General features: G+C 65.7%; 21 protein-coding genes and 2 pseudogenes. 3 read left to right on the top strand and 20 right to left on the bottom strand.

Annotation, left to right across the window (positions count from 1 at the left end):
* Window positions 1-108 precede the first annotated feature (108 nt).
* The 6 genes and pseudogenes from AC4GY7_RS16550 to AC4GY7_RS16575 form a co-directional block, all read right to left on the bottom strand.
* Window positions 109-450 carry an SWIB/MDM2 domain-containing protein gene (locus AC4GY7_RS16550; protein WP_491116097.1) on the bottom strand — a complete coding sequence of 114 codons (342 nt, stop codon included), beginning with the start codon at window positions 448-450 and terminating at the stop codon, window positions 109-111.
* Between the two features lie 144 nt (window positions 451-594).
* Complete coding sequence (locus AC4GY7_RS16555) at window positions 595-972, bottom strand: hypothetical protein (protein ID WP_491116099.1); 378 nt, start codon at window positions 970-972, stop codon at window positions 595-597.
* 168 nt (window positions 973-1,140) lie between these two features.
* The gene (locus AC4GY7_RS16560; protein ID WP_491116101.1) at window positions 1,141-4,722 is read right to left on the bottom strand and encodes an ABC transporter permease/M1 family aminopeptidase; all 3,582 of its coding nucleotides are present in this window, start codon (window positions 4,720-4,722) and stop codon (window positions 1,141-1,143) included.
* 6 nt (window positions 4,723-4,728) lie between these two features.
* Entirely contained in the window at window positions 4,729-5,619 is an 891-nt protein-coding gene (locus tag AC4GY7_RS16565) for an ABC transporter ATP-binding protein (protein WP_491116103.1), read from the bottom strand.
* A 184-nt stretch (window positions 5,620-5,803) separates the two neighbouring features.
* Window positions 5,804-6,435, bottom strand: a pseudogene (locus AC4GY7_RS16570) (tyrosine-type recombinase/integrase).
* A gap of 343 nt (window positions 6,436-6,778) precedes the next feature.
* Entirely contained in the window at window positions 6,779-7,444 is a 666-nt protein-coding gene (locus AC4GY7_RS16575) for a PilZ domain-containing protein (RefSeq protein WP_491116105.1), read from the bottom strand.
* Between the two features lie 62 nt (window positions 7,445-7,506).
* Between AC4GY7_RS16575 and AC4GY7_RS16580 the strand changes: the two genes are divergently transcribed.
* Window positions 7,507-7,761, top strand: a complete 255-nt coding sequence (locus AC4GY7_RS16580; protein ID WP_491116107.1) for a hypothetical protein — start codon at window positions 7,507-7,509, stop codon at window positions 7,759-7,761.
* 179 nt (window positions 7,762-7,940) lie between these two features.
* On the opposite strand, the gene AC4GY7_RS16585 is transcribed toward AC4GY7_RS16580, so the two are convergent.
* Window positions 7,941-8,222 (bottom strand): HU family DNA-binding protein, encoded by a 282-nt coding sequence (locus AC4GY7_RS16585; RefSeq protein WP_491116109.1) that lies wholly within the window; start codon window positions 8,220-8,222, stop codon window positions 7,941-7,943.
* A 221-nt stretch (window positions 8,223-8,443) separates the two neighbouring features.
* Here AC4GY7_RS16585 and AC4GY7_RS16590 point away from each other — a divergent pair, with 221 nt between their 5' ends.
* Window positions 8,444-9,040, top strand: coding sequence for a PEPxxWA-CTERM sorting domain-containing protein (locus AC4GY7_RS16590; protein WP_491116111.1), 597 nt, complete (start codon window positions 8,444-8,446; stop codon window positions 9,038-9,040).
* Between the two features lie 181 nt (window positions 9,041-9,221).
* Window positions 9,222-9,937: pseudogene (locus tag AC4GY7_RS16595) on the top strand (IS6 family transposase).
* A gap of 478 nt (window positions 9,938-10,415) precedes the next feature.
* On the opposite strand, the gene AC4GY7_RS16600 reads toward AC4GY7_RS16595, so the two are convergent.
* The 13 genes from AC4GY7_RS16600 to AC4GY7_RS16660 all read right to left on the bottom strand — a co-directional run bounded on the left by AC4GY7_RS16600 (window position 10,416) and on the right by AC4GY7_RS16660 (window position 24,981).
* Complete coding sequence (locus AC4GY7_RS16600; RefSeq protein WP_491116112.1) at window positions 10,416-12,341, bottom strand: AI-2E family transporter; 1,926 nt, start codon at window positions 12,339-12,341, stop codon at window positions 10,416-10,418.
* 200 nt (window positions 12,342-12,541) lie between these two features.
* Window positions 12,542-13,126 carry a methyltransferase gene (locus AC4GY7_RS16605; RefSeq protein WP_491116114.1) on the bottom strand — a complete coding sequence of 195 codons (585 nt, stop codon included), beginning with the start codon at window positions 13,124-13,126 and terminating at the stop codon, window positions 12,542-12,544.
* Window positions 13,123-13,740 (bottom strand): PIG-L deacetylase family protein, encoded by a 618-nt coding sequence (locus AC4GY7_RS16610; RefSeq protein WP_491116191.1) that lies wholly within the window; start codon window positions 13,738-13,740, stop codon window positions 13,123-13,125. The genes AC4GY7_RS16605 and AC4GY7_RS16610 overlap by 4 nt, the downstream gene beginning before the upstream one ends.
* Before the next feature lie 32 nt (window positions 13,741-13,772).
* The gene (locus AC4GY7_RS16615; RefSeq protein WP_491116116.1) at window positions 13,773-14,747 is read right to left on the bottom strand and encodes an acyl-CoA dehydrogenase; all 975 of its coding nucleotides are present in this window, start codon (window positions 14,745-14,747) and stop codon (window positions 13,773-13,775) included.
* Complete coding sequence (locus tag AC4GY7_RS16620) at window positions 14,744-15,787, bottom strand: glycosyltransferase family 2 protein (RefSeq protein WP_491116117.1); 1,044 nt, start codon at window positions 15,785-15,787, stop codon at window positions 14,744-14,746. The genes AC4GY7_RS16615 and AC4GY7_RS16620 overlap by 4 nt, the downstream gene beginning before the upstream one ends.
* The gene (locus AC4GY7_RS16625; RefSeq protein ID WP_443585722.1) at window positions 15,784-16,218 is read right to left on the bottom strand and encodes a pyridoxamine 5'-phosphate oxidase family protein; all 435 of its coding nucleotides are present in this window, start codon (window positions 16,216-16,218) and stop codon (window positions 15,784-15,786) included. The genes AC4GY7_RS16620 and AC4GY7_RS16625 overlap by 4 nt, the downstream gene beginning before the upstream one ends.
* Before the next feature lie 278 nt (window positions 16,219-16,496).
* The gene (locus AC4GY7_RS16630) at window positions 16,497-17,330 is read right to left on the bottom strand and encodes a Brp/Blh family beta-carotene 15,15'-dioxygenase (RefSeq protein WP_491116119.1); all 834 of its coding nucleotides are present in this window, start codon (window positions 17,328-17,330) and stop codon (window positions 16,497-16,499) included.
* The gene (locus AC4GY7_RS16635) at window positions 17,327-18,040 is read right to left on the bottom strand and encodes a bacteriorhodopsin (protein WP_491116121.1); all 714 of its coding nucleotides are present in this window, start codon (window positions 18,038-18,040) and stop codon (window positions 17,327-17,329) included. Before AC4GY7_RS16635 ends, AC4GY7_RS16630 begins: the two co-directional genes overlap by 4 nt.
* A 173-nt stretch (window positions 18,041-18,213) precedes the next feature.
* The gene (locus AC4GY7_RS16640; RefSeq protein WP_491116123.1) at window positions 18,214-19,437 is read right to left on the bottom strand and encodes a DUF2254 domain-containing protein; all 1,224 of its coding nucleotides are present in this window, start codon (window positions 19,435-19,437) and stop codon (window positions 18,214-18,216) included.
* A gap of 459 nt (window positions 19,438-19,896) precedes the next feature.
* The gene (locus AC4GY7_RS16645) at window positions 19,897-20,346 is read right to left on the bottom strand and encodes a MarR family winged helix-turn-helix transcriptional regulator (protein ID WP_491116125.1); all 450 of its coding nucleotides are present in this window, start codon (window positions 20,344-20,346) and stop codon (window positions 19,897-19,899) included.
* Window positions 20,343-21,530: an HlyD family type I secretion periplasmic adaptor subunit gene (locus tag AC4GY7_RS16650; RefSeq protein ID WP_491116127.1), complete on the bottom strand. Its 1,188-nt coding sequence runs from the start codon at window positions 21,528-21,530 to the stop codon at window positions 20,343-20,345. The genes AC4GY7_RS16645 and AC4GY7_RS16650 overlap by 4 nt, the downstream gene beginning before the upstream one ends.
* The gene (locus tag AC4GY7_RS16655; protein WP_491116129.1) at window positions 21,527-23,665 is read right to left on the bottom strand and encodes a type I secretion system permease/ATPase; all 2,139 of its coding nucleotides are present in this window, start codon (window positions 23,663-23,665) and stop codon (window positions 21,527-21,529) included. Before AC4GY7_RS16655 ends, AC4GY7_RS16650 begins: the two co-directional genes overlap by 4 nt.
* Entirely contained in the window at window positions 23,662-24,981 is a 1,320-nt protein-coding gene (locus AC4GY7_RS16660) for a TolC family protein (protein WP_491116131.1), read from the bottom strand. Before AC4GY7_RS16660 ends, AC4GY7_RS16655 begins: the two co-directional genes overlap by 4 nt.
* Window positions 24,982-25,008 lie beyond the last annotated feature (27 nt).

Here is a 25,008-nt window from a genome sequence, read left to right on the forward strand (position 1 = left end):
ACCCCAAGGCCTTCTGCGGCGTATACTCGGATCACGCACTTGCGCGATCCGCCACCGACCTTGCTGCCGTGTCAGCCGATCGTGCCTGAGCACCGAACCAAGCCAAAATCAGCCTTTCGGAGCGGCGAGGTGGCGGCTCAGATGCTTGTTCATCTCGAACATGCTGGCCGACTTTTTCCCGAACACCTTCTCGAGCTTCTCGTCCGCGTTGATCTGGCGCCGGTCCTTGGCATCCTGCAGTTCGTGCTTCTTGATGTAATCCCAGACCTTGCTGACGACCTCGCTGCGAGGCAAGTTCTTGGTCCCGACGATCTCGGCCAGTTCCGGCGACGGCGTCACCGGCGCCGTGATGCCGCCGCGCGCGCCGCGCGCCGACTTGCCGGTCTTCTCGACCTTCTTCCCGGCTGCCTTGGTTTCGTCCTTGCCGCGCTTCGTCGCCGTACGTGCCATCTGCCTGACTCCCTCGATCTCGAAGCCGCAATAGCGACCGACATTTCCGCGAAAGGTGAACCGCGCTGTTCATCGTTGTCAATTGGAATGATGCCGAGCTTCGGCAGCTTACTGGTTTAATAGCTCCTCCCCGCTTATGGAGGTTCAGTCAATCGGCCGCCATGCCGATACTTCCGCAAGGTGCTTACGCATGGCGACTACAAGGTCGTGACAGCCGCTGCAATATCCTGTCCAGTCTGCCTTGATCGTCGAAGCGGAGTACAGGCCGATATGCTCTGAATACTTTGCGCGAAGCGCAACTACCTTCTTGTGAGCCTCTTTCCAGAGCCGCAACTGCGGATCACCGCCGGCAGGCTCAACAATCGATCCGAGATAGGCGATGTAAGCATTGACGCATTGCACAAGAACGACCCTGGCTCTGCCTAGCGTCTCGAAATCGGCAGGCGTCTCGGTCGCTACTAGGTGCTCGAACGAGCCGATAGTCGTGCTAACCTGTTTCGCAAGCTGACGGTACTGGCTCATCCGCTCGGTTTATCATGATCATTGTCACCAAAACGTTAGGTTAAAACGCGGCTTGCTGTGTCGCCTACGACCTACCGTGGAGCCCTCCGCCGCGATGAGTCTAGAAAAGATGAACAAGTGTCCGCTTCGTGAAGTTGGGCATACCGGTGCTGAACGACCGCAAATGGGTCAGGAAGGTGCCACTAAATTGTCGTCGCTATTTCGGTCGATATACTTGTTGTACGGGTCGACCCCGACGAACGCCGGCCGCGCCGCGGTGACGATCCGCACCTGCTGCCCGCCGCTGCGGAGCGGGCGGCGCTCCATCGCCAGCACGTCCGCCCTTGAGAAGGCGGCGAGCCCCGGCCGCGACGCGAACGCGCCGACGTCGATCGTGTCGGCGAAGGGAACGGGCGTCTCGATCCCTTGGCCGTTGGCGGTGAACTTGGCGGCGTTCACGGTCAGCAGCGTCTCCCACCTTCCGTCGGGCAGGCGGCGGGTGGTCGCGTCTTTCGCCTCGAAGTCCCACATCACAATCCGCTCGAACAGGTCGGCGACCAGCTGCCGTTCCTGCCCGTCGCGCGCCAGCGACGCGAAGCCGGCGACGAGGTCGGTCGAGCGCGCATAAGGCCGCCCCTTGAACCGGTAGCGGTCGAGCAGCCCGCGCAGCATCGCGTTGACCCGTGCCTCGCCCAGCCGGTCCTGGAGCAGGTACAGCGCCACCGATCCCTTGTTGTAGTGGATGTAGGGCTGGTTCTCGACGCGGGCGAGCGGCAGCTCCTCCACCGCCTCGCCGCGGCGGCCACGCAGATAGTCGTCCAGCTCGTACTTCAGGAACCGCCTGATCTTGTCGGGGCCGTAGAGCCGCTTCATCACCATGAGCGCCGAATATTGCGCCATGGTCTCCACCCACACGGTGCCGCCCTGCATGTCGGCGCTGATCACCTGGTGCGCCCAGTATTGATGCCCTAGCTCGTGCGCGGTGATGTAGGTGACGTAGTCGATCCGGTCGGCCGAGCGCGCGTCGGCGATGAAGCCGATCCGCTCGGAATAGGGCACCGTCCCCGCGAACGCCTGCGCGAAGCTGGCATAGCCGGGGAACTCGACGATCCGGGCATACGGGAACTGGTAAGGCCCGAAATTTTCCCGGTAATAGCCAAGCGCGGCCTTCATCGCAGCCAGCATCCGGTCGACGTTGTAGGCATGGGCGGGGTGGTAAAGGACCGACAGGCGGACCCCGTCGGCGACCCGCGCCTTTTCGGCATAACGCGCCGACTGGATCGAGAAGAAGGACAGGATTGGCGCGCCAGACACAAAGCGCGCGGTGCGGCGGCCGTTAGCGACCGCGTCCGCCACCTTGCGGCCCGGCGCAATCGGCACCTGGTCGGCATCGGTCGACAAGGTGACATCCGACCGGACCCAGTCGGTGTGAACGTAGTTGCTCCACTGTGCGGAAATATCCTCCAGCTTGGCTGGGCGCAGTTCCGCCGGGAGGCCGTACCTGCGGCGCTTGGTCCGATCCTGGAGCAGCCCACTGCGGTCCATGCCGAGGGTCGGCGCGAACTCGCGGTTGTTGAGGAAGGTGCCGTTGGCGACCAGGCGCGTGTCGTCGTCGTTGGCCGCGAAGCCGCGGTCGACCCGCTCGGTACGGAAGCCGAGCGTGCCGATCGCCCCCGGTGCGACCGGCCGGTCGAAGCGGTAGATACGGTACTGGTTGTCGTCGTCGTCGCTGACCAGCCGCGCACCGGGGATCGTCACCGCGACCAGCCGGGTGCGGTCGTCCTGCAGGCGGACGTGCAGGTCGCGGAGCGGCGCGCCGGTGTCGTTGACCCAGGCGTAGCTGCCCTCCGCTTCCATCCGCCGCGCGGCGGGGTGGAGCGCGATGGTCAGCCGGATGTCGGTCAGCGTCGGCTGGCGCAGCCCCGCATAGCGGAGATACTTCTTCTCATAGGCCGCCGCCCGCGCGTCCTGATCGGGGGCGCTGCGATAGGTGTTGAGGACGTCCATTTGCCGCCAGGCACAAGCCCCGCTCGCCGCGACGGTGACCAGCGCGACCGCTAGCACCACCCCCGGCGTCCCCTTCAGCCGCCGCGGCGCGAGGCGGAGCCGGTGGCCGAGCTTCACGTCGGTCCCGCGCCGCCAGAGAAGGTGCGCCGCCACCGCCAGCGCCAGCGCCCACCCGCCCCAGTAGAGCCGCAGCCACCAGCCGCGTGCTGCGCCGATTTGGTCGCCGTTCATGTCCGACAGCCGCAGCGTCCCGGTCGAGCCGTACAGGTAGAGCGGGTGGTCCCAGCCGATCGTCGTGAACACGCTGGTCGCGACTAGGTAGACCACCATCAGCGCCCAGCCGACATATTTGTTGGGGCTGAGCGCCTGGATGAACACCGCCAACACAGCGAGGATCACGAAGTCCGCCGCGAACGGCAGGACGTACCAGGCGAGATACTCACCGAGCGCCGGCGTCACCGGGCCGCGGAACAGTTGCACGGAGATCCCGGCGATCACCGAGGCGAGCAGAGTCGTGACCAGCACGCCGGTCACAGCCAGCACCTTGGGGATGAGGTAGGCCCAATTCGGCAGCGCGGTGGCGTCGACGATCTCGTGCATGCCGCGCTCGCGGCCGCGCCACACCAGTTCGCCAGCGTAGTAGATCGCGATGATCAGCGGCATAATCGTGAACGCGCCTTGGAGGATGGCGATCACGGTGAAGGTCATCGGGTAAAGCGGGGTGCCGTAGCGCTCGCCCGCGACCAGCAGCGAGGCAACCGTGTTGGCGAGGCCGATCGCCAGCATGATGACGAAGCCAGGGCTCCTGAAGATCAGCGCCATCTCGAACCGGACGCGCGCGATAAGCTGGGTGGGGCCCGCATGCGCCGGGTCGGTCGCGGGCAGCGCGTCGGCGACGCGCGGCGGGGTGGCGGCGAGCTTCGCCGCGCGGCGCTGCTCGCGACGCAGGCGGCGCATCGACGCGCCGCGCTCGGTGAAGGAGAAGCGCCACCACGCAACCGCGAGCGCTAGCCCCCCCAGCATCACGGCGATGACCCGGTTAGCGGCGAGCACGCCCGCGAAGGCGGGCATGGCCGCGTTCGCCTCGGCCGGGGTCCAGTAGCGGGTCAGCCAGCCAAACGCCCCGATCCCGAACGGTTCAAGATAGGCGATCGTCTCCCGCCATTCCGGCTTCTCCGCGGTGATACCGATCAGGGTCAGGTAGACCACCAGGAAGGCGATGACCGCGAGGTAGCTGTAGGTCATCGACCGGGTCATGGTCGCGACCGCGAAGAAGATGCCTGCGGTCAGGAACAGGTTAGGCAGGCCGAGGAGGAAATAAGCGTAGAGATAGTCGCCGACCCGGTTCGGCTCCAGCGTCTCGGGATCGACCCACGGCATCAGCGTGCCGAGCCACATCGCCAGCGGCACCACGACGAAGGCGATTGCCGCCGCCCCGTAGGCGCCGAGGAAGCGGGCGAGGAGATAGGCCGCCTTGGTGACCCGGGTCGACCGGACCATCTGCCCGAAGCCGCTCTCGTCGTCGCGAACCACCACGTTCGCCACAAAGGCGGTGGTCACGAACATGAAGAACAGCGACATGATGAAGTGCGTCCGCGCGATCGCGGTGGCGGCGTTCTTGTGGACGTTGCCGCCGCTGCCGAGCGAGATCTGCTCCACCGTCACCGACCCGAAGGTCAGGAGGAAGAACAGGATCGCGACCGCCCAGAAGACGGGGTTGCGGAACTGGTAGCGCAGCTCAAAGCGGGCGATGGCGCCGAACATCGCGGGTCAGGCCGCGACGGCGGCGGCGCGGCGCGAGCGGGCGAGGGTGGAGAAGTACACGTCCTCCAGGCCCCCCGCCGCAGGGGTGAAGCCGTCGCCGGGATCGTGGTCGGCGAGGATGTGGACCACCGTGCGCCCCGCGAACAGCCGAGTGGAGATGACCTCGTGCGCCTCCCGCACCGCGTCCAGCGCGCCCGGCGCGACCGTCTTCGCCCAAACTTGCCCGCGGGTCCGTTCGATCAGGTCGAGCGGCGCGCCCTCCAGTTGGATGCGCCCCGCCGCCAGCACCGCCATGCGCGGGCACAGGTCCGCCACGTCCTCGACGATGTGGGTCGACAGGATCACGACGACGTTCTCGCCGATCTCGGCCAGGAGGTTGAGGAAGCGGTTGCGCTCTTCGGGGTCGAGGCCGGCGGTGGGCTCGTCGACGATGATCAGGCGCGGGTTGCCGATCAGCGCCTGCGCGATCCCGAACCGCTGGCGCATGCCGCCGGAGAAGCCGGCGATCGCCTTCTTTCGGTGCGTCCAGAGGTTGGTCTGGGCGAGCAACGTCTCGACGGTCGCGCGCCGGTCGGCGGCCGAATGCACCCCCTTCAGCACCGCCATGTGGTCGAGCATGTCGTAGGCGGAGACGCGCGGGTAGACGCCGAAATCCTGGGGCAGGTAGCCGAGCGTCGCACGCAGGTCCTCAGGGCTGGCCACCACGTCGATGTCGCCGAAGCGGATAGTGCCCGCAGTCGGCGTTTGGAGCGTCGCTACCGTCCGCATCAGCGTCGACTTGCCGGCGCCGTTGGGTCCGAGCAGTCCAAACATACCCGCCGGGATCGACAGGCTGACGTCGTCGAGCGCGCGGGTGCTATTGGCGTAGACGTGGGTGACCCCGGTCAGTTCGAGCATGTGTTTCGTCCCCCCCCCCATCCAACAAGTTTAGCAAGGTGTACCAGGGAAGCAATACAGCGGTCGAGCGAAAGCCGGCATAATCCCCTGCGGGCCAACCAATCCCGAGCGAAGCACGGCTCGTGAACAAGCGGCGGCTTTTGGGGGCACCCGGGTAGCGCTGGATGTCCGCTTCTGGATCGGCTCAGACCTCAGTGCGTTCGGCCAGTTCCAAAGCGTTCTCCACGTCAACGCCCAAGTCGCGGACCGTGCTGTCGATCTTGGCATGGCCGAGAAGGATCTGAACGGCGCGGAGATTACCAGTCGCCTTGTAGATGATCTATGCTTTCGTGCGCCGAAGCGAGTGCGTCCCGCAATCCTGAGCCGGAAGGCCGATGCCGACCACCCACTCGTGCACGGGGCGGGTATATTGCCGCGTGCTCATGTGAGCCATGTAGTCGTTTCGACTTGGGAAAACGAAGTCGTTCAGTGTCCCGCCGCGCCGCTCCAACCACGCCCGCATCGTCTTTCGTGCGGTGTCCATCAGCTCGAACTGGACTGGTCGTTTGGTCTTCTGCTGAACCACGATGGCGCGGTCACGGACGCGTCCGCCGGAACTACATCGCCGATCCGCAACCTGACGACATCGCAGCCGCGCAGCTTGCTGTCGATGGCGAAGTCAAACAGCGCTCGGTCGCGCAGTCGTCTATGCTGGTCGAGCCAGAAGCGAATGGCCCAGACCTGTTGCTGTTTCAGCGCCCGCTTCGCACCGATAAGCCGGCCCTCGTTCCAGGGTCGAAGTTCGTGAAAGGCGGGGTCCATCGACGAGTGCCCCATCGATCAACTCCATCGGGACGGACCGCCAATCGAGCGTACGCAGGCGCGGTAAACCGACGGTTCGGAGATGTGGTTGATCGGCCGTCGGCGATGCTGAACGTGCGGCCGGTTTCGGGCGGCGCCTCGTAGTCTCTGAGCGGCCGGAAATGGGTCGACGCCGCCTCGGCTTGGAGCAAGATCTGCCAACCGATATGACAAAAGCGCTTCGTGCTATGACGCGGACAACCTCCTATCGCTGCATTCATGGTGTCCGCTGAGGGTTAGACAGGGCCCCGCCCGCGTGTTTTTACGTGCGGATTGCTGCTGCTCTGGTGCGCAGCGAACTCGAGTGCTATGTTGGGTATCACCCGTAGGATGTCCGCTGGCGCGGTCCGCTCGCCCATTCGGCGAGTAGAGCGGGGTAGCTGCTCACGGCTTCCACCGGGTGTCGGTCGACCAAGTTCTCCAACACGCCAAGGCTAATAGACTGCAAGAACTGCAGTCCTCCTCGTGCCTCCTCACTCCAGATGACGCGTGCTGCCACGGGGGCGAGACCAGGTAGTGTGATGAGCAGTATCGTACCCAGGGCAAAGCGGCAGCGTGCCTCGAAGCGACAGCCCGAACGGGAGAGGTTGGTGACGACCACAAACAGCGGCCGCATCGCAGAGCTGCTCAGTCGAGCAGGCATGGTTACGAGGCGCCTCGGCCCTCGTCTGCCTGCATCGGGCGGCAGCGGCTCGATATAGCCAGCAGGCTGGAGCTTCATGGTGACCTCACCGCGGGTTGTCCATCCATACCGTCTTGTCGCTTTCGCTTGAAATGACCTACGATAGATAACGGTTGATAGACGGCGTATCGAACGAAGCGCGAAGCTCCGCGATGAGCAAGCATTCGACGCCTGCTTAAGCACCGCCTTCGCGAGGGTGAGATCGGCAAGCGTGACAGCTAGCCGGCATGCCAGCGTGAGTGGAGTCGTTTGGCCACGAGCTCGGCATCGCTTTGACGCCGACAGCTTTTGTGGAAACGGCATCGATGGTGATCGCCGAGGGTTGAGACCTCGCCATGCCCGCTCCAACACCAGTCTGCTCTGACTTGATCACCGACGCCGATTGCCAGTCCGTCTTCCACCAGTTCCAAAACGGTGAAGCCGCGCGGATGATGAACAACGAGGATACTGCAAGCTGGAGTGAACACGACAGTCCCATTGGTATGCATGGCTGCATCAACCAGCGGGATGCTTGCAAGTTCAATGACTTAGAGCGCAAAATCCGTTTGGTACGCTATCGTGCCGATATGGGACGGCCTTCGCAGCGTCGTCCAATCCACACCTTTTTGCACGGCTTATAGTGAGGCAGGACTACGGATCTTTGAGCTACGCTGCATCGCACGGTGACATAAGGCAGAGGTCCTAAGCGGAGAATTGTCTGGATGCAAAAGTGGCTAACCTTGAACAACGCGCATTACGGGTTGTCTGGAATTTGCATTTCTATCGGCGTCCGTGACCACCAATAAAACATCTTTCCTGCCTATTTGCAGGTAAGCGCGTCCGACAGTGTACGTGACGTTTTGAACCGGATGCGGCATCTATGGTTCCCGACCGTGGGGCGCCCCGTAGCGGGGTTGCGGGTAGCGCCTGTGATAGGCCGCGCGATCGAGAAAGTGGCGAAGCCTCGCAATTCGATCCGTCCATGTTCTTCCAGCGTTGCTGCCATTGTTTCGAAAAACGCCTTCACAAGGTCATTGGCGATGTCCGCCGGCAAGCCGGGGTTCAGCAGCGCGATCCGAGTGGCAAGGTCGCTTCGCAGCATGTGCACCTCCTTGCGAATGGCATGACCCAGTGCATTGCCGATCCTCAGATTGCCCTAACGTGAATTGTGCTGGATCGATGGCCGTTGCAACGCCCGCAATGACGGGGGGGCGACTGACGCCTGTGTCCGGAACGGCGCAAAAAAGGTAATGCATCTTTACACTTTTTTAACCGTTCCTTCGCGCGACGCGTAAGTGCGCGTCCCGATCAGGGAGTTCCCAAATGAAGTCTGTTTACCTCGCGGCGTGTGCCGCCGTGGCCGTTGTCGTAAGCGCACCTGTACAGGCGGCACCAATCGTCACCACTGTGAATGCAGACCTTCTAACCGCTCCAATCACTGCCATATTTAACGGCGCGACTTTCACGTTCAGCGCCACGAACAGCCTTACGCAGCCTCTCTCGGTCCAGAGCAACAGCACCGGCGCTTTTTCGGCCTTCGGTGGCTTTGCTGGTATCGCGCTGCGCCCTTCGACCAGCTTCACAAATCGCGGGACCGTGACTTACGGCCCGTCATTCGGACAGTTCGCTTCGTTCACCAGTCCATCGAAGCCGTCAACTTCGAATGGCGATAACTTCATCGGCCTTCGTGCGGCGGTCGGAAATGACTTCTACTACGGCTATGCTTTCACGACGAACAACATCCTGAATAGCTATGCTTTTGAAACGACCGCCAACACGGCTATCACTGCCACGACCGCAGTAGCCGCCGCTGTTCCTGAGCCCGCTACGTGGGCGATGATGATCCTCGGTATGGGCGTGGTTGGCTTCGCGATGCGTCGCCGCAAGAAAAACGTCACTACGACCATCCGCTTCGCCTAAGTCTCAACTCCTTAGGCGTTTGAGAAGCCGTCGTTCTCACCCCCATGAGAGCGGCGGTTTTTCGCGATCCGATCAGGGAACGGCAACTGATTACAGATCAATATCGGATTCTTATATGGGTTCAAGGGGCTGTGTCAGGCCAAATGCACCGGCTGGTAATCAGGGCAGGATAAGTGAGGGCATGCCTCGCCCGCGCAAGCCAGCCAGTCCGTTCCGGTACTTCAACTCATCACCTGAGGTGATCCGCCTGGTGGTGCTGATGTACGTCCGCTTCCCGCTGTCGCTGCGGAATGTGGAAGACCTGCTGTTCGAGCGCGGCATCGACATCTGCATGAGACGGTGCGGATGTGGTGGAACAGGTTTGGGCCGGTGTTTGCCGGCGAGGTGCGCCGCAGGCGGGTAAGCCGCATGCGTGGCTTTCGCCACTGGCGCTGGCACCTGGACGAGATGTACGTGAAGCTGAACGGCGAGATGGTCTACCTGTGGCGAGCGGTGGATCATGAAGGTGAGGTGCTGGAAAGCTACGTCACCGGAACGCGGGACAAGGCAGCGGCGCTCACCTTCATGAAGAAGGCGCTGAAGCGCCACGGCTCGCCTGAGGCGATCACGACGGATGGTCTGCGCAGCTATCGTGCCGCGATGAACGAGCTTGGCGATGCTGATCGTCAGGAGGTGGGCCGCTGGGCCAACAACAGGGCGGAGAACTCACACCTGCCGTTCCGACGACGAGAGCGGGCGATGCTCCGCTTCCGACGGATGAAGAGCTTGCAGAAGTTCGCTTCTGTCCACGCCAACGTCCACAACCACTTCAGCCTGGAGCGCCATCTCACCGACCGACAGACCTACAAGGAACGACGCTCAGCGGCACTGGCTGAGTGGCAGGCGCTCGTCAGCTGATCTGTGGCCTTGACCATCCAAGCTTTGGCACCGGAGACGCGTCCGCCTTAAACTGACAGCTCCGCCAGATTTCGTTGTATTCGTGGCTTTTTAGTCGATCTTGAATCTGTTGCTCACGCTTGGCGTGGTGTCTGTGCAACTACGAGCGGCCACAGGCGGATTGGGGTGGTGCTTCAGCGAGAACACGAAGTCGGGTCCCTGATTCAGCGGCGTGGGTTCGTAGGAATGCGCCTGCACCGGCCGCTTGTTACTGTGTTGCGGGCTGCTCCGCGCGATCGCGGGCGCGCGACGAGGAGGAGTGCGGAAGCGAGCGGTGCGACGTTCATGGCGCGCCACCCCTTGTGGTGGAGCTGCACCACGCGAGCGGGTGAACGGGCGCAGGGGAAAGGGATCACACCGAGCGCCCGCTTTCGCGATCTGTGCCGCTCAACGACCGTAGATGGGTCCTGTCTGCGCGATTTCGATGCTGCTGCCCCCCTCACGCCACAGCCTTGATCGGCGCTGCGGAAGCGGTTGCCAGGCATGTCTCGACGGCGCTGCCAAGCGAACCGACATAATGGTCGGCACCCAGCGCACGTTGGATCTGCGCGTCGCTCAAGGCTGCCTCGCCCTCCGGCCAGAGGCCGACCAGGATAGGGGCGTCACCCGTCCTCGCGCGCAGTCGCCGGACAAGGTAGCGCAGGTGGGAGGGCGCCCCGCCGATCTCGAGATAGGAGACGCAGACCAGCCTCGCGGTCGATGCATCCAGGTTGCCGATGTTGGCACGCGAACCTGCATCATGGGTCACCCGGCGTACACCGAAACCGCGCTTGGTGAGCAGCTGCGCCATCATCGCGGTCACCGCATCGTCCAGGGCGCCTCGGCCTGCGACACACAGGATCGATCCGTCCGCGCGCCAGTCGGCCGGCGCTTCTGGAAGTACGTGGGGCGCAGTTTCAGCAAAGCCCGCGGCGGTCTCCGGCACCGGATTGAGCGGCGGCTCGGGGGCATTGGCGGTGCTGGCCGTGTCATCGGCTTCGGAAAGCTCACCGACCAACTCGAGCATGCCATCCACGATGCGGCCCACCTTGGCGCGGTCGATCGCTCCCCGCGCGACATCGGCCGCAGCGAGTTTGAGCGCCGGCAGGGCGACTTCGTCATAATAGGCCGTCAGCGACCGTTCGCTGAGTTGCGTCTCCGCTTGTGCGAGGGCCTCGTCCGGATCGCCCGCGAGCATCCGCTGGTAGAAGCTCTCGACCGGCGTCAGAGCCGGCCGGTCGCCGAGCAGGACATCGAGAAACTCGAGGCTGGGGATATGCCGGCCAAGCACGACGAGGCACAAGGTCAGCGGCATCGAGAGGACGAGGCCTACCGGCCCCCAGATCCATGTCCAGAATACCGCCGCAAGCACGACGGACAGCGGCGAAAGGCCGGTGGAGTGGCCGTATAGCAGAGGCTCGACGACATAGCCGATCAGCGGTTCGAGGATGACGAACAGTGCCACGACCTCCAGCATGGTCGTCCAGCCGGGATCGGCACCGGCGGCGATCGCCAGCGGCAGCGTCGCGCCCAACAGCGCACCGATATACGGCACGAAGCGCAACACGCCTGCCAGGATTCCCCACAGGGCCGGCACAGGCAGTCCGATCAGCCACAGCCCCAATCCCACCACGAGGCCGAAGCTGGCGTTCACGGCGAGTTGGGAGAGGAAGTAGCGGCTGAGCCTTTTACCGGCATCGTCCATCGCGGCGGTGGTTCGATGCAGGTCGGAGGAGCCGAACAGCCGGATGAGTCGGTCGCGTAGATCCTCCTTCTGCATGAGGATGAAGATGGCGACGACCAGTACGATCACGAAGGTTTCGAAAGGCGCGACGATCGGTTCCAGGTACCCGCCGACCTGCTCGAGGATCGGCGTCTTCTTCTCGCTGATCCTGACCTCCAGCGGATGCGCCCGGGTGCCGCGTATTTCGCCAGTGCCAAGTGCAGGCGGAAGCTGCACAGGCGTCGAAGGCGTAAAGATGCGGAGTTGGTTGGCGGCGAAGTGCTGGGCGCGATCGATTTTCGCCTGGATTGTTTCTGCGTAGGTCGGTGCATTCCCGGCAAGCGAGGCAGCTTGCATTCCGACCATGGTGCCGATGCCGCCCAGTGCCGCCAGCGCGCTCAGCACCGCGAGCATGATGGCAAGGGCGCGTGGAACCCGAAGTCGGCGCAACGCGGCCACGATCGGCGAAAGGACAAACGACAGAAGGACTGCGAGCGTGATCGGGATCAGTACGTCCTTGGCGAAAAACAGTCCGGCGATAACGACCACGCCCACCGCCAGGCCCAGCAAACCATTGAGCCCAGGCACCTGCGCTGGTGTGACGGTGGCACTCGACGCGCCTTCGGCATCGCTACCGTCATACCTGGCTTGCAATCGGTCCATCTCGCGCTCCTTCGAAGCGCTAACCCTCCGGAGCTACCTTCGTGCCGTTGATGGCTGAAGAAGCGGCTGCGAGCGGTGTTTGCCTGGCATGGCGAGCCGCCGCGAGGCTGGGGCACTACCGATTGCACGAACCGTCACGAATGGCGGACGTTGAACGCGAGCAGAGCCCGCCGATGCCCATGATGGGTGCGGCGGTCGATCTACGCTCGGGCGACGCTACAGGCGAGCACGACCCAGCGACCGGTCCTTCGCACGATCCGGCATCGCCACCTGCGCCTCGTCTGGTGGAGGAACGTCCGTTGCAGATGCGCGGCGTGCTGCGCGAAGTCGTGGAAGTCGATCCGATGATGCGCCAGGACCAACACGCCGCCCGGCCGCAGTGCCGATGTCACGTCACGTGCGGTTTGGCGCATCGCCTGCGGGGACAGGTAGTAGAGCAATTCAGCGATGAGAATTATGTCGTAGCGCTGGCGTGGGAAGCGTGCAGGCACCGCCAAACGGATGGCCCGGGCGCGCCTTTTGTGTTCGCGCAATGCCGCGGCCACGAGCCGGGTCCCCGAGCCTGTAGCCTCTGTGGCGTCGAGGCGTAGGGTACGCGCGGCAAGGGCGCGGCTGTTGGACCCATTACCCGCAGCCAATTCCAGGATGCGGCCGTGCGGGCCGGGTCCGATCGCGTGCAGGATCGCGGCACGCTTGATCGCCTCGTCACGGTTGGTGAAGGTCCGCCACGGGTCGGGATCATCGGTAAAGGTACGCTCGAACCCGGAGAGGCCGATCGGCTTCATGATGTACCTCCAGGTGCGAATATCTCCTGAGGGCGGCTGAAGGCGGCAATCTGTTGCGCGGTCATGGCAAAGCCGTCGGGATCGTCCACGATCCGTCCGGCCTGCGTGCGGTAGCTGCGGATCGCGTGTCGCTTGGCCATGCGCTCCTGTGCGGTCAGCGACAGGGTGCGGGCGCCTGGCAGCCGCTGGCCCGTCGGCCATACCGGATAGCGCCACCAGTTCACGCCTGGCTGGCGCGTCGCTGCCGCCGCGACGACGCGGTGGTCGGGATGGGCGTCGGCTTGCGATGGTGCGAGCGCAAGCAGGGGGCGCGGAAGGGTACGGGTCGCACGGACGACATGGCGGCGGACGGCCGGCGCGTGCGCGTCGAGGCGCCCGTCCGGCAAAGCGAGGAACGTAACGGCACCCGCCGCCACGCCCAGCCGCCGCATCACGCGCTTCGTCTCGCGCTGGCGCTCACGGATCAGGCGCGCAGGTGGCCAGGTTGCGCTGCCGGGATGGGACGCGGCACCATCGCTGACGACGAGAACCACGACGCGAACGCCCCGTCTTGCCAGCCGTGAGATCAGGCCGTGCGCGGCGATAGCCTCGTCGTCAGGGTGCGGCGCGATCACCAGCAACGCGCGTGGATGGCCGGGACGGAATGTCACAGATCGGGTCGGAGAATACCGGCGGCGACCGCTGCGCCAACCTGCATCCGTTGCGCGTCGGGGCCGGGCTGCCTCAGATACATCGACAGATCCGTGATCGTCGCGGCGAGTGGCTGGTCGAGGAACAGGGACGTCACGCCCACCGCTTCCTGCGCGAGGGGGATGGCTTCGCCGCCGGCGGCGAAGATCGCAGCGCGCGCCGCTGCGACCAAGGGCAGGCGGGCGGCCTCATCCTCGAACCAGCCAGCCGCGGCACGACGCACCGCCGCCGCTGCACCTTCCGCAAGCGCGAAAAGGCGGGCGAGGCGCCCGGCCTGATGCGGGTCCGTCGCGCGATCGAGTGTGACGAGATGGTCCCGAACCTCATCGACCAGTCGCGCGATCCCGCCCGCCTGTACCGCGGCGAAGCGCAGGGCACCGCCAGAGAACCAGGGCTCCCGCACATAATCACCGGGCGTGCCGATCATCGCCTCAGGACCGATCGCCGCCCCGTGCCAGCGTACGACGTGCGTTTCCGAACGCTGCATGCCGACGACGTGCCAGACGCTGCGATCGATCGCCGGCGGTGTCGTCGCAAGATCGAGCAGCACCAGTTGCCGCCCGTCTGCCACGTCCATGGTGACGAGCGCGTGCGTCAGTATGCCGGCCCCCGACGCGAAGCTCTTGCCGCCGCTGAGCCGACCATCTGCCAGGTGTAGCGGCTCACCGCGCAGATCGGCGTTCCACACCCCCAACATCGCGCCCTTCCGGATCGACGTCGCCAGCGCATCGTGCTGTGCGCGGGTGCCGTAGCGCATCACGATCTGAACCGCGTCGACATGCCCTTCGAACAAGCGACCGAGCGGCAAATCCTCGCGACCGACACGGTAGAGCAGCCGCAACAGTGCCAAAAGCGAGGCGGCGTCCACCGGATCGCCAGCCGCTTGCTGCTCCTTCGTGAGCGTCGCAAGCCGGATGCGAAGGTCGGTCATGCCGCCTGCGCCGGCGGTGCGGCGGTGAGCATCGCAAGTGCGGCCTCAGCAACCTCGAACGGAATCTGCCGCATACCGCCCGGCGCCTCGGGAACGGCGCGCATGGCGAACGCCTCGGCGTTGGGACAATCGCGGGCGACGCCGCGCAGATGATCGGTGGTCAGCCCGATCGCGGCAGCCAAGGGTGACCATTCGGCGGTTCCAAAGGCGCGCCGCGCCAGCGCGTGCTGCCGGTACTGCCAGAGTTGATCGACCGGATGCGTGACACGCACGCCGTCGAGGCCGATCCGATCGAGCAGATGCAGCGCCGTCGCAAGGCCTCCCCGCGCACGCCCCTGCCGCCGGGCGGAGGTATGGACGACACTCGCGGCATCACGCCGGACGCGGAAGCCCGCGCGCGCCGCGTCGTCGGCCAGCTGTGCGTCCTCGCCACTGATCAAAGGTGGAAAGCCGCCAAGGGCCGCGTAAACCTCCGTGCGCATCGCCATGTTCGCGCCGCTGGCATGATGGTGCATCGCCTCGGCCTCCCACGCCACCGGGTCGACGCGGCGGCGTAGCAGGTGGAGATGTGCGTAATAGCGCTCGATCCGATCCTGCGCCTGATCCTGCGGCCCGTCGCTGCGAAGAACGTTCCCCGCCATCAGGTCGGCCGCGGCAAGTCCGTTGACGGTGGCGCCGAGCCAGTCGGCGCGAGGCCAGCTATCGGCATCCGTCGTCAGCAGGATGCCGCCAGCAGGTCCCAGCACCGCCCTGCCGAGCGACATGGCGGCGTGGCGCGAGATGCCCGCATTGGCTGAACCGCCGTCATGTGTGGCGATGTGCACCGGATGGCGAGCGTGCGCAGCATAGTCGGCCGTGACACCGGCGCTGCCATCGCTGCAACTGTCGAGTAACAGGCATATCACGACCTGCGTGCCCGCCGGAACCAGCAAGCGGTCAAGCGCGGCGAACAATCGCGGGAGCCGCTTCGCCTCGTTGCGGGCGGGGATGCAAATGGCAAGCGCGGGCGGCGGGTCGACCGGAACTGCCGGGCTGCTCAAGCCCGTAGCTCACCTTCGTCGCCACCATCCCAATAGCGAATGCGATCGGCATGCACTTTGATCATCACGATGCCCGGCGTATCGATTCCGTCCGGAAAATAGCGATCGAGGTCCTTGGTCCAGTGCGCCTCGAATTCGGCTTTGTCGTGAATCAACGATGCTTGGCCTTCAACGGCGACGAACAGCGGCGGGCCGCCGAGCATCCCGGCGGCGCCGGTATAGGTCAGGCACACCTGAGGCGTGCCGCTGATGTCGGCGACCTTGCGCGAATCCGCATAAGCGAAGAAATAGCTGTCGCCGCTATATTCGACATCGCCGTTGTTGCTCATCGGGCGCGCGGTCATCTCCCCGCCGGACGATTGCGTATTCAGCATGGCGAAGTCCAGCTTCGCCATCTTTTTCGACAGCTCATGCAACGTCAGGTCGGCCATAGCGTGAGATCCTCCGTCAGACGCGAGCGGTCAAACCGGAAGAGGCGTCCGCACAGCATTCCAAACGTGTGATACTAACGCTTGTTCAGCGGCGTTCTGCTTAACCTCGATCAGGTTGGGGGTGCGGCCGGCATGCCGGCGCGCCGACTCGCGGTAGCATGCGGTATGGGCAAACGGCAGACGTTGGGAAGCGGGCGGGGTGCCCTTTGGCCGATCCGTGTTCGCCACGAAGAGCTCCAGCCGATCACAAGGACCGGAGCCCCAGTCCGCAGACGCGTCTAAGCCGGCTGGGCGGCGTACGGCGACGCCGAAGCGTTCTGGAACCAGGGCGTTACGAGCAAGTGCGGCACGGCGAGTGCGGCAATGGCGGCGAATAGCGGACGCACACCGGATGGGTCCCAACGGAACATCAATAGGCCTGTCACGGCAACGAGCAGCAGGGCGGCGATTAGAACAGGAGCCGTAGCGCTAAGATAGCCGCCTATCGTCGCGCAGCCCAGCCGGGCCTGACGTTCGAATGTCTGGGGAAGGGCATGCAGGACAAGAAAACCGAAGGAAAATCCTACCAGAGGAGGCAGGATGACGAGGGCCGCCGTTCCGACCAAGAGGCGCAGGTCGTGGCGCCGGCAAGCCCTTACGATCAGGTAGCTCGCGGCCACGGCGCCCAGGAGCGCCATTGCGTGTACCATCGTCGGCAACAGAGTTGTCGAGGTGCCAGCGAGACGAAGTATGTCGGTCAGACCGGCGACGTGGAATGTGGCAGGCGTGGCGACGAGGCTGATTCCCCTCGCAGCCCGCTCTGCCGGTCGATCCGCCGACGCATCTTCAACGCCGAAATGGACTGCCGAAGCGATGAGAAATGCGGGCAGCGCAACTGCCGGTTCGATGATCCACCACCAAAGGCAGCCTGTGCCCACCAGACCGTAAAGAGCCACGAACGAGAGGCGTTGCCGCGGCTCGACGATTGCCAGATCGCTGGCGCCATGTGCCATGCCGATGACGCCGATCGCCACGACCGCAAAGACCAGCTGCACGGTCAACGGACCGAAGGAGGCGGCAACTGCCACCCCCAACACCACGCCCCAGCTCAGCGCCGGAGCGCGTCCGGTCACGACTGATACCTATGCTCGTCGTTGTGCTGTGCGAGCGCCTTCTCGAGATTATTTGCTGCGTAGACGGCGTAGATGACCTTGGCGACGACATCCATGACCAGGATCGCCCACACCGATGTCGGATCCGTGATGATCTTCAGCCCTTCGGGTCCGATCAGAAAAACGATCGGATAGAGGAACCAGATGATGGTCAGGAAGGCCACGTTTCTGTTGTATGCCGTGCCCAGCGCCGTGCCGCGGTTCTGCGCCAGTGTACGCAACGGCCCCCACAACAGGTAGAGAACGCCAAGGAAGGCGACGCACGACCAGGCGTACCAGACCCATTTGACGAGCGAAGGTCCCGCCAACGAGGACACCAGCCCGGTCGCGATCATCAGTACGTCGAGAACGATGATGGCGGTGAGGTGGCCGCCGACTTCGCCGGTCCTGCCATGCTCGTGAAAGGCAAGGAGGACGAGGCTCGACAGCAGGATTGGGGTCGTCACCGACCAGTCGAGATATCGCGCAAGATAGGTGATGGAGCCGTCCGGCTTGACCAGCGTGCCGATCCCGAAAGCCATCGCAAGATAGGCGGTGGCCGCGATGAAGGGCACGCTCGCGTGCAGCAGAGTATGATGGCCGGAAGGGTGACTCTTCTTCCCTGTCGCGTAGATCGCCAGCGAACCCAGCGACATGATCGTGAACCCAAGAAGAAAGGCGGTCTGATCCATACGGTTTCCCCAACACGAGGGGACGACCCGATGCCGGCCCGAACCGAATAACATCGATTGTATCATTTTGTGTCCGACCCGGAGCGAAATTCATCAGGCTGTCATGAATATCGGTCGACCTGCCGCAGCGAGCCCGCCCCGCCCGGCCGAGATCCGGGGCTCGGTCGGCGGGGTCAGAATGCGAAGGCTTGCCGATGCGTGCGTGTGACCACGTCCCGGTCCGCGTCGCTTGCCATTGCGGCGTGCGCGCGATCGGCGGCATCGCGCGCCGCGCGTTCGATCACCGGCCGGGCGGCAGGCGAGTGCCGCGCCACCGCGCCGAGCACCTTCTGCAACCGAACTCCTACTTCGACGATGGCCGCCCCGTCGCGGGCTATCGGACGACACCAGTCGTCGAGCAGGTCGATCATATGGACCGCAGGAATATGAATGAGGGCAGTCGGGGAGACGTCCGTGTCGGGACGATGATCGATGAAGCGCAGCAGCAGGCGGGCACCGGCCTCGATGACCGCGACTGCGGTTCCCGGATCGTTGACTGCCGGCGAGAGTGCGCGCGATGCGATCTCCGACAGCACGACGAGACCGAAGCGTGGGTCATGATCGAAGGCGCGGTGATGCGACAGGGTAAAGGCGCCGCGAACCTCGTCGATCACCGTGTCGTCACAGTCCGCGTCGATCAGCGCCACGGCACTCTCAGGCTCAACCAGCTTTCCGGGCAACGCGAGGACATGGATATTGGCCCCGATCGCCTCCGCGGTTTTGCTCAGCAATGCAAAGTCGACGTGGGTGACCCGCGCCATCGTCGGCGCCAGGACCCGCCTCATGTCACATGGGTCGATGGCCGGCATGATTGCCGGTACGGGGGCCGATACCGGGTCGTCCAGCGCCAGGGGCATCGCGACCGCGTCGATCGCCGCAGCCGTGGCGCGTTCGACCCGGTCGATCGTGTCGGACACGCGGCCGAATTGCGCGATATGCTGGATCCAGCGCAACAGCGTCACGACGATGAAGAGGATGACAAGGATGGTGCCGAAGAACAGGATGACGCGGCCGGTGTCGCCGTACAGCCCGGTCGACAGCGCCACGATGCCGACGATGGCGAACAGGAAGCTGCCGAGGAACGTCGCCAACGCGTTCTGCGCGGTGCTGTCGTCGATCAGCAGCTGGACGGCGCGCGGGGTAATCGTGCTGGTCGCGCCCGAATAGGCCGACACCATCGCCGTCAGCGAAAAGGTGGTGACCGCCAGCATGCTCGATGCAAGCATGGTGAGGATGCTGTCGACCGACTTGGCGCCGACCGTCGCGGCGAATTCATAGGAAATGGTGTGGCCGACGAGCGCACCCGCAAGCGCAAGCGCTCCGCCGAAACCGCACACCCACGCCGCCCTGAACCACATCCTGCGGGTGAGAAGGCGTATAAGCCACTGCCACCGTGTCAACGCCGTCCCCTTTCGCCCCGCTCAAGGCTTCAACGACGCAGCCGGTTCCGTCAGTGCTTGGGTGCGCCGGTCCGGGTCAGCTGCCAGCGGTGCAGCGGCGGCGGCATCGTCGGGCCTTGCGCAAAGGTCGAGAAGGCGACGACGATAATCTGTCCCCGTTCCGCGACGCTGGTGCCCAGCGCAACCGCATAGCTGCCTCAAAGATCAGCGGGAGCAGGAACACGTCGAAGATCAGCGCCACGCCGATTTGCCACGATAGTCAAACCCAGATGGGCAGGTCCAGACGCCGGCGGAGCGACCCCGTGGTGGACGCGGCATGACGCACCGGGCGATCACGACGGTCGACCCCGCCTTTGTCGCGGGGCCAGCCTCAGGACCACGAAGGCGCTCAGAGGCGATAAGACCTATTCGAGCAGTTCAGCCGCGCGTCGGGGCTGGCCGGAAGGACTTCGGGCGGGGGGCGTCGTCGGCTGGCGGGGTGGCGGCGTCGAACAGGTGTTCGAGCATCGCCGTCATCGCGGCACGGCCGGTCGCGGTGAGGCGGACGTGAACGCGGCGGTGGTCGGCGGGGTCGGTGTCGCGCTCGATCAGGGCGGCCTTTTGCAGGCGATCGATGCGCCGCATCGCGCTGGCCGCACTTTCGCCGGAGAGCAGGATCAGATCCTTGACGTAGAGCGGACGATCCGTACCTGCGGCGATGAACAGGTCGATCATCATGTCCCATGCCGTGTCGACCAGCAGGTCGTGCGGCAGGAAGGTGCTCATCGTCGCGCGCAGCTGCCGTGCCTGGCGGGCGCGCGCGATCAGTTGCGGGGTGATCGGCGCGGAGTCTGTCGTGGTGCCGTCGGGGGCGGGGCGCTCGCTCATCGTTCGCGCAGCGCCTCGCTGGCGCGATTGAGGGGTTTCAGCAGATATTGCAGCACCGTCTTGGCGCCGGTGTGGATATCGACGGTGGCGACCATGCCCGGTGTGATCGGGAAGCGCTTGCCTGCCTTGTTGACCAGCGAATCTGCCTTGGTGCGCACGTAGACGCGGTAGTAGAGGACGTCGGGCTTCACCTCGTCGCGGATCGTGTCGGGCGAGATGCTGGAGACGGTGCCTTCGAGCCCGCCGTAAACCGAATAATCATAAGCGGTGACCTTCACGCTGGCGCGCTGGCCGGGGCGGATGAAGGCAATGTCGCGCGGTTGCAGCCGCGCCTCGATCAGCAGGCGATCGTCGAGCGGCACGATCTCCATCAGCTTGCCGTTGGGCGGGACGACGCCGCCGATCGTCGATACCTCGATGTTCTTGACAACGCCGCGCACCGGCGAGCGCAGGGTCAGGCGCTGGAGCGTGTCGGAGCGGCCGCGCACGACGGGGGCAAGGCTGTCGACCTCTTCGGTTGCCTTGGCGAGGTCCTGCCGCGCCTCGACCATATATTGCGAGCGCAGGTCGGCCTTCTTGAGTTCGAGGTCGGCGCGCTGGCGTTGCAGGCGCAGCACCTCGACGTTGCTCGCCGCGCCGACGGTGATGAGGCGCTGACCGATCGTCACTTCGCGACTGATCAGCGCAAGGCTCTGGTCGATCAGCGCGACCGAGGATTGCAGGCTGCGGCGGCGCGTATCGTATAGGCGGGTTTCGGAGGCCTTCAGCTCGGGATAGCCGTCGAGCTCGGGCGAGAAGCGTAGCGGCACACCGTTAGCCTCAGCCTGGAGTCGCGCCATGCTGGCGAGTGCGGCGCGGTATTTGGCGGCGCTTTCGTCGACGGTCGATCCGGCCTGCGTTGGGTCGAGCTGCGCGAGCAGCTGGCTGGGGCGGACGATGTCGTCCTGGCGGACGGCGAGTTTCTTGAGGATGCCGCCTTCCAGCGATTGGATCACCTGTTCGCGATTGGTGGGGACGACGCGGGCCTCGCCGGTCGCGACCTCGTCGAGGCTGGCGAACCAGGCCCAGGCGAGCGCCGCGACGAACAGGACGGCGAGAATCCAGACCAGCCGCGTCGCGGCGGTCAGGCGGTGTTTGCCTTCGCCGCCGAAGAGATGGTCGTCGTCGAGGGCGAGGGTGGTCATGCCGCTGCACTCCGGGTTCCGCGCATCGTGGCGAGGACCTGGTCGCGCGGTCCGTCGAGCACGATCGTGCCGTTGTCGATGACGATGATGCGGCTGACGATCTCCAGCATGCGCATGCGGTGGGTGGCGACGATCAGCGTGCGATCGCGGCTCCAGGTGCCCAGCTGATCGATGAAGTGGCGTTCGGCGCCCTCGTCCATCGCGGCGGTGGGTTCGTCGAGCAGCGCGACGGTCGGCTGGCGGAGCAGGAGGCGGGCGAGCAGCAGCGCCTGCACCTGCCCGCCCGACAGGCCGAGGCCGCCTTCCTGCACGACATGGCCGAGGCCGTCGCGCAGGCCGCGGACCATCGCGTCGGCGCCGACCGTCCGGAGGGCGGCGAGGATCTCCGCATCGGTCGCGGCGGGGGCGCCGAGCGTCAGGTTCTCGCGCAGCGTGCCGTGGAACAGGCGGCTGTTCTGGGTGAGCAGGCCGATGTCGCGGCGCACGTCGGCGGGATCGATCTGGTGCAGCGCGAGGTCGTCGAGCAGCACTTCGCCCGACACCGGCTGGAGCATGCCCGACAGGCCCTGGAGGAGCGTCGACTTGCCGGCGCCGTTGCGGCCGAGCAGCGCGATCCGCTCGCCCGCGGCGATGTCGAGGCCAGGGACGGTCAGCGCGGGCGCGGCATTGGGATCGCCATAGGTGAATACCGCCGAGCGCAGCGCGAAGTCGCCGGTGACCGCGGGCAGGGGCACGCGATGGCCGGCATCGGCGCTGTCGACGGGCAGCGCCATGATCTGGTTGAGGCTGCCCATTGCGACGCGGGCATGCTGCAACCGGCCGAGCAGCTGCGTCACCTGCGCCATCGGCGCCATCATCCGCGAGCCGAGGATCGACGTGGCGACGAGCACGCCCGTCGTGATGTCGCTGGCGATGACGAGCGGCGCGCCGACGAAGATGATCGCGGCGTAGACGCCGTTCTGGACGCTCTGCGTCCATACCGACAGGCTGTTGGTGAGGCCGCGCAGGCGCAGCTGCGCCTCGCCGGCGACGGCGTTGTAATGGTTCCACTGGTGGTGGAAGCGATCCTCCGCCTGGAGCGCCTTGATATCCTCGATCCCCTGCACCGCCTCGACCAGCATGGCGTTGCGCAGCGAGGATTCGCGCATCGATTCGGTCGCCAGCATCCTGAGGCGTCGCTGGGCGAGCAGGCCGGGCGCGAGCAGCAGTACGAGCGCGGCGAGCGGCACCAGCGCGAGCGCGCCGCCGATGAACCACAGCACGGCGAGGAACAGGAGGAAGAAGGGGAGGTCGGCGACCGTCGCTACGGTGGTGGAGGTGAGCAGATCGCGCACCTGGTCGAGGTCGCGCAGCTGCGCGATGAACGTGCCGGTCGAGGGCGGCCTGGCGCGATTGCGCACCCGCAGCGCATGGCCGAACACCTGGTCGGAGATGCGCAGGTCGGCGCGCTTTCCGAGCACGTCGACGATGTTGGTGCGCAGGCGGCGCAGGATGAAATCGAACAGGATGGCGATCAGCACGCCCAGAAACAGGATGGTGAGCGTCGGGATCGAGGCCGCGGGTACGACGCGGTCGTAGACCTGCATCGAGAAGAGCACGCCCGCGAGGCCGAGGCAGTTGGTCACCACCGAGGCGACCATGACATGGCCGTAGGAGCGCGCGTCGCGCAGCAGGATGCGGCGCAGCCAATGTTCCTCGAAGGGGCGGATGTAGGTGTCGACGCGCATGTCGGGCGCCGAGCGCGAGGGGCGGGGGATGACGAAGCCGGTCGCGCGTGCGACGAGCTCGCCGAGCGGCCGCCGCGTCTCGCCGCCGTCGCCGGGCAGGACGAGCCGGGCATGCCCCTCCGCATCGATGCCCTCGATCAGCGCGATCTCGCCATCGCCGAGGCGGACGATCGCGGGCAGCCGCCAGCTGGTCAGCCGCATCGCCTGCGGCGCGCTGAACCGCACCGACAGGCCGGTGGCGCGGGCGAGGGTGCGGATGCGCGTCTCCTCGTCGCCGCCGAGGTTCCATTGCGCCGCCAGCCGCGCGCGTCGTTCGGACACGGGCAAGCGGTAATGCCGCGCGACGCGCGCCATGAGGTCGAGCCAGTCGTCGACTGCCGATGCCGGCAGGGCTGCCGCGGTGCTCACAGCGTCACCCCCCGTACCGAGGTGCCGGCGAAGCCGAAGGCGTCGCGCATCCGGCCGGAGAGATAGAGGCAGTCGACCTCCAGCCGGCGGAGGTTGTGCGCGGTGTTCACCGCTTCGAAGCGCACCTGTTGCAGCTCCTGTTCGGCATTGAGCAGGTCGACCAAGGTGCGCGTCCCCATTTCGAGATACTGGATGCGGTAGAGGCGACCGGTTTCGCGCATGTTGGTTTCGCGCGAGGTCAGCGTCGCCACCAGCTGCGACAGGCTGTCGATCTGCTGCTGCGCCTCGGCGAGCCGCTGGCCGGTTTCGGTGCGGGCGCGGCGGGCGGCGGCCTCGGCCGCTTCGAGCTGGAAGGAGGCGCCCCGCATGCGCGCCCGCGTGACGCCGCCGCCGAAGATGTTGCTCGAAACGCGCAGGCCGACATTGTAGATGCTGCGGTCGCCGAACGGCGAGGCGACGTCGGTGGAGGCATCGCCGCCGACCGACAGCGTTGGATAACGATCGGCGCGACTGCGGCGCAGCGCGGCGGCAGCGCGTTCGGCTTCGGCATCGGCGGCCATGACCGCGGGCACCCGGTCCCAGGCGGGGGCCGGGCCGGAGCAGCTGCGCATCAGCCAGTCTGGTACGTCGGCGGACACCGCGGCGGGAGGTGCATCGCGGCCGATGAGGAAGGCGAGGTTGCTGGTCCAGCGCCGCCGCTCCGCCTCGATCGTCGCGAGGCTGGCGGTGGCCGCCTCGACCCGCGCCTGCGCCTGCAGCGCATCGGATTGCGTCGCCGCCCCCAGCGAGGAGCGCTTGCCAACGAGATCGCTGATCTGACGGATGCTCGCCGCCTGATCGCGCGCGATGGCGGTGAGCGCGGCGGCGCGCTGAACCTCGATCAGGGCGTAAGCCGTGTCGCGGATCAGCGTGTCGATGGCGAGCAGCATCTCGGCGCGGCCGACGCGGGTGCTGGCGCGGGCGGCGGCGACGTCGCTCGACACCTTGCCGAAATCGTAGAGCATCTGCGAGGCGCCGATCTGAGGCCGGGGGCGCCAGACCCCCGACACGCGGCTGTCATAGCCGCTGCCCGCGCCGGCACTGATCGTCGGCAGATAACCGGCGCGGGCGGCCTTCACCTCTTCGCCGCGCGCGGCGAGCGAACCCGCCGCCTCGATCGCCTCCCTGGCGGCGGCGTCCAGTGTCAGGGGCAGCGTAAATGGCCGCGCGAGGGGCATCGAGACGGTTTGTCCGGCCAGCGCGCTGCCGCACATCGCCAGCGCTGCGGCCAGCCCCAGGCGTCGTGTCGCGCCGATCGTCCGACGTGGATGGGTCATAATCCCGGTCCTTTCCTGTCACGCAGA

The sequence above is a fragment of the Sphingomonas sp. SP5 genome, assembly GCF_058313455.1.

Excerpts from the sequence above, each read along its gene's own strand:
- AC4GY7_RS16560 (WP_491116101.1), bottom strand. The coding sequence starts at position 4,722 with ATGTTCGGCGCCATCGCCCGCTTTGAGCTGCGCTACCAGTTCCGCAAC.
- AC4GY7_RS16550 (WP_491116097.1), bottom strand. The coding sequence starts at position 450 with ATGGCACGTACGGCGACGAAGCGCGGCAAGGACGAAACCAAGGCAGCC.
- AC4GY7_RS16640 (WP_491116123.1), bottom strand. The coding sequence starts at position 19,437 with ATGTGGTTCAGGGCGGCGTGGGTGTGCGGTTTCGGCGGAGCGCTTGCG.
- AC4GY7_RS16615 (WP_491116116.1), bottom strand. The coding sequence starts at position 14,747 with ATGACCGACCTTCGCATCCGGCTTGCGACGCTCACGAAGGAGCAGCAA.
- AC4GY7_RS16585 (WP_491116109.1), bottom strand. The coding sequence starts at position 8,222 with ATGCTGCGAAGCGACCTTGCCACTCGGATCGCGCTGCTGAACCCCGGC.
- AC4GY7_RS16635 (WP_491116121.1), bottom strand. The coding sequence starts at position 18,040 with ATGGATCAGACCGCCTTTCTTCTTGGGTTCACGATCATGTCGCTGGGT.
- AC4GY7_RS16660 (WP_491116131.1), bottom strand. The coding sequence starts at position 24,981 with ATGACCCATCCACGTCGGACGATCGGCGCGACACGACGCCTGGGGCTG.
- AC4GY7_RS16555 (WP_491116099.1), bottom strand. The coding sequence starts at position 972 with ATGAGCCAGTACCGTCAGCTTGCGAAACAGGTTAGCACGACTATCGGC.
- AC4GY7_RS16625 (WP_443585722.1), bottom strand. The coding sequence starts at position 16,218 with ATGGCCGACCTGACGTTGCATGAGCTGTCGAAAAAGATGGCGAAGCTG.
- AC4GY7_RS16605 (WP_491116114.1), bottom strand. The coding sequence starts at position 13,126 with ATGAAGCCGATCGGCCTCTCCGGGTTCGAGCGTACCTTTACCGATGAT.
- AC4GY7_RS16600 (WP_491116112.1), bottom strand. The coding sequence starts at position 12,341 with ATGGACCGATTGCAAGCCAGGTATGACGGTAGCGATGCCGAAGGCGCG.
- AC4GY7_RS16565 (WP_491116103.1), bottom strand. The coding sequence starts at position 5,619 with ATGCTCGAACTGACCGGGGTCACCCACGTCTACGCCAATAGCACCCGC.
- AC4GY7_RS16590 (WP_491116111.1), top strand. The coding sequence starts at position 8,444 with ATGAAGTCTGTTTACCTCGCGGCGTGTGCCGCCGTGGCCGTTGTCGTA.
- AC4GY7_RS16575 (WP_491116105.1), bottom strand. The coding sequence starts at position 7,444 with ATGCCGTTTCCACAAAAGCTGTCGGCGTCAAAGCGATGCCGAGCTCGT.
- AC4GY7_RS16645 (WP_491116125.1), bottom strand. The coding sequence starts at position 20,346 with ATGAGCGAGCGCCCCGCCCCCGACGGCACCACGACAGACTCCGCGCCG.
- AC4GY7_RS16650 (WP_491116127.1), bottom strand. The coding sequence starts at position 21,530 with ATGACCACCCTCGCCCTCGACGACGACCATCTCTTCGGCGGCGAAGGC.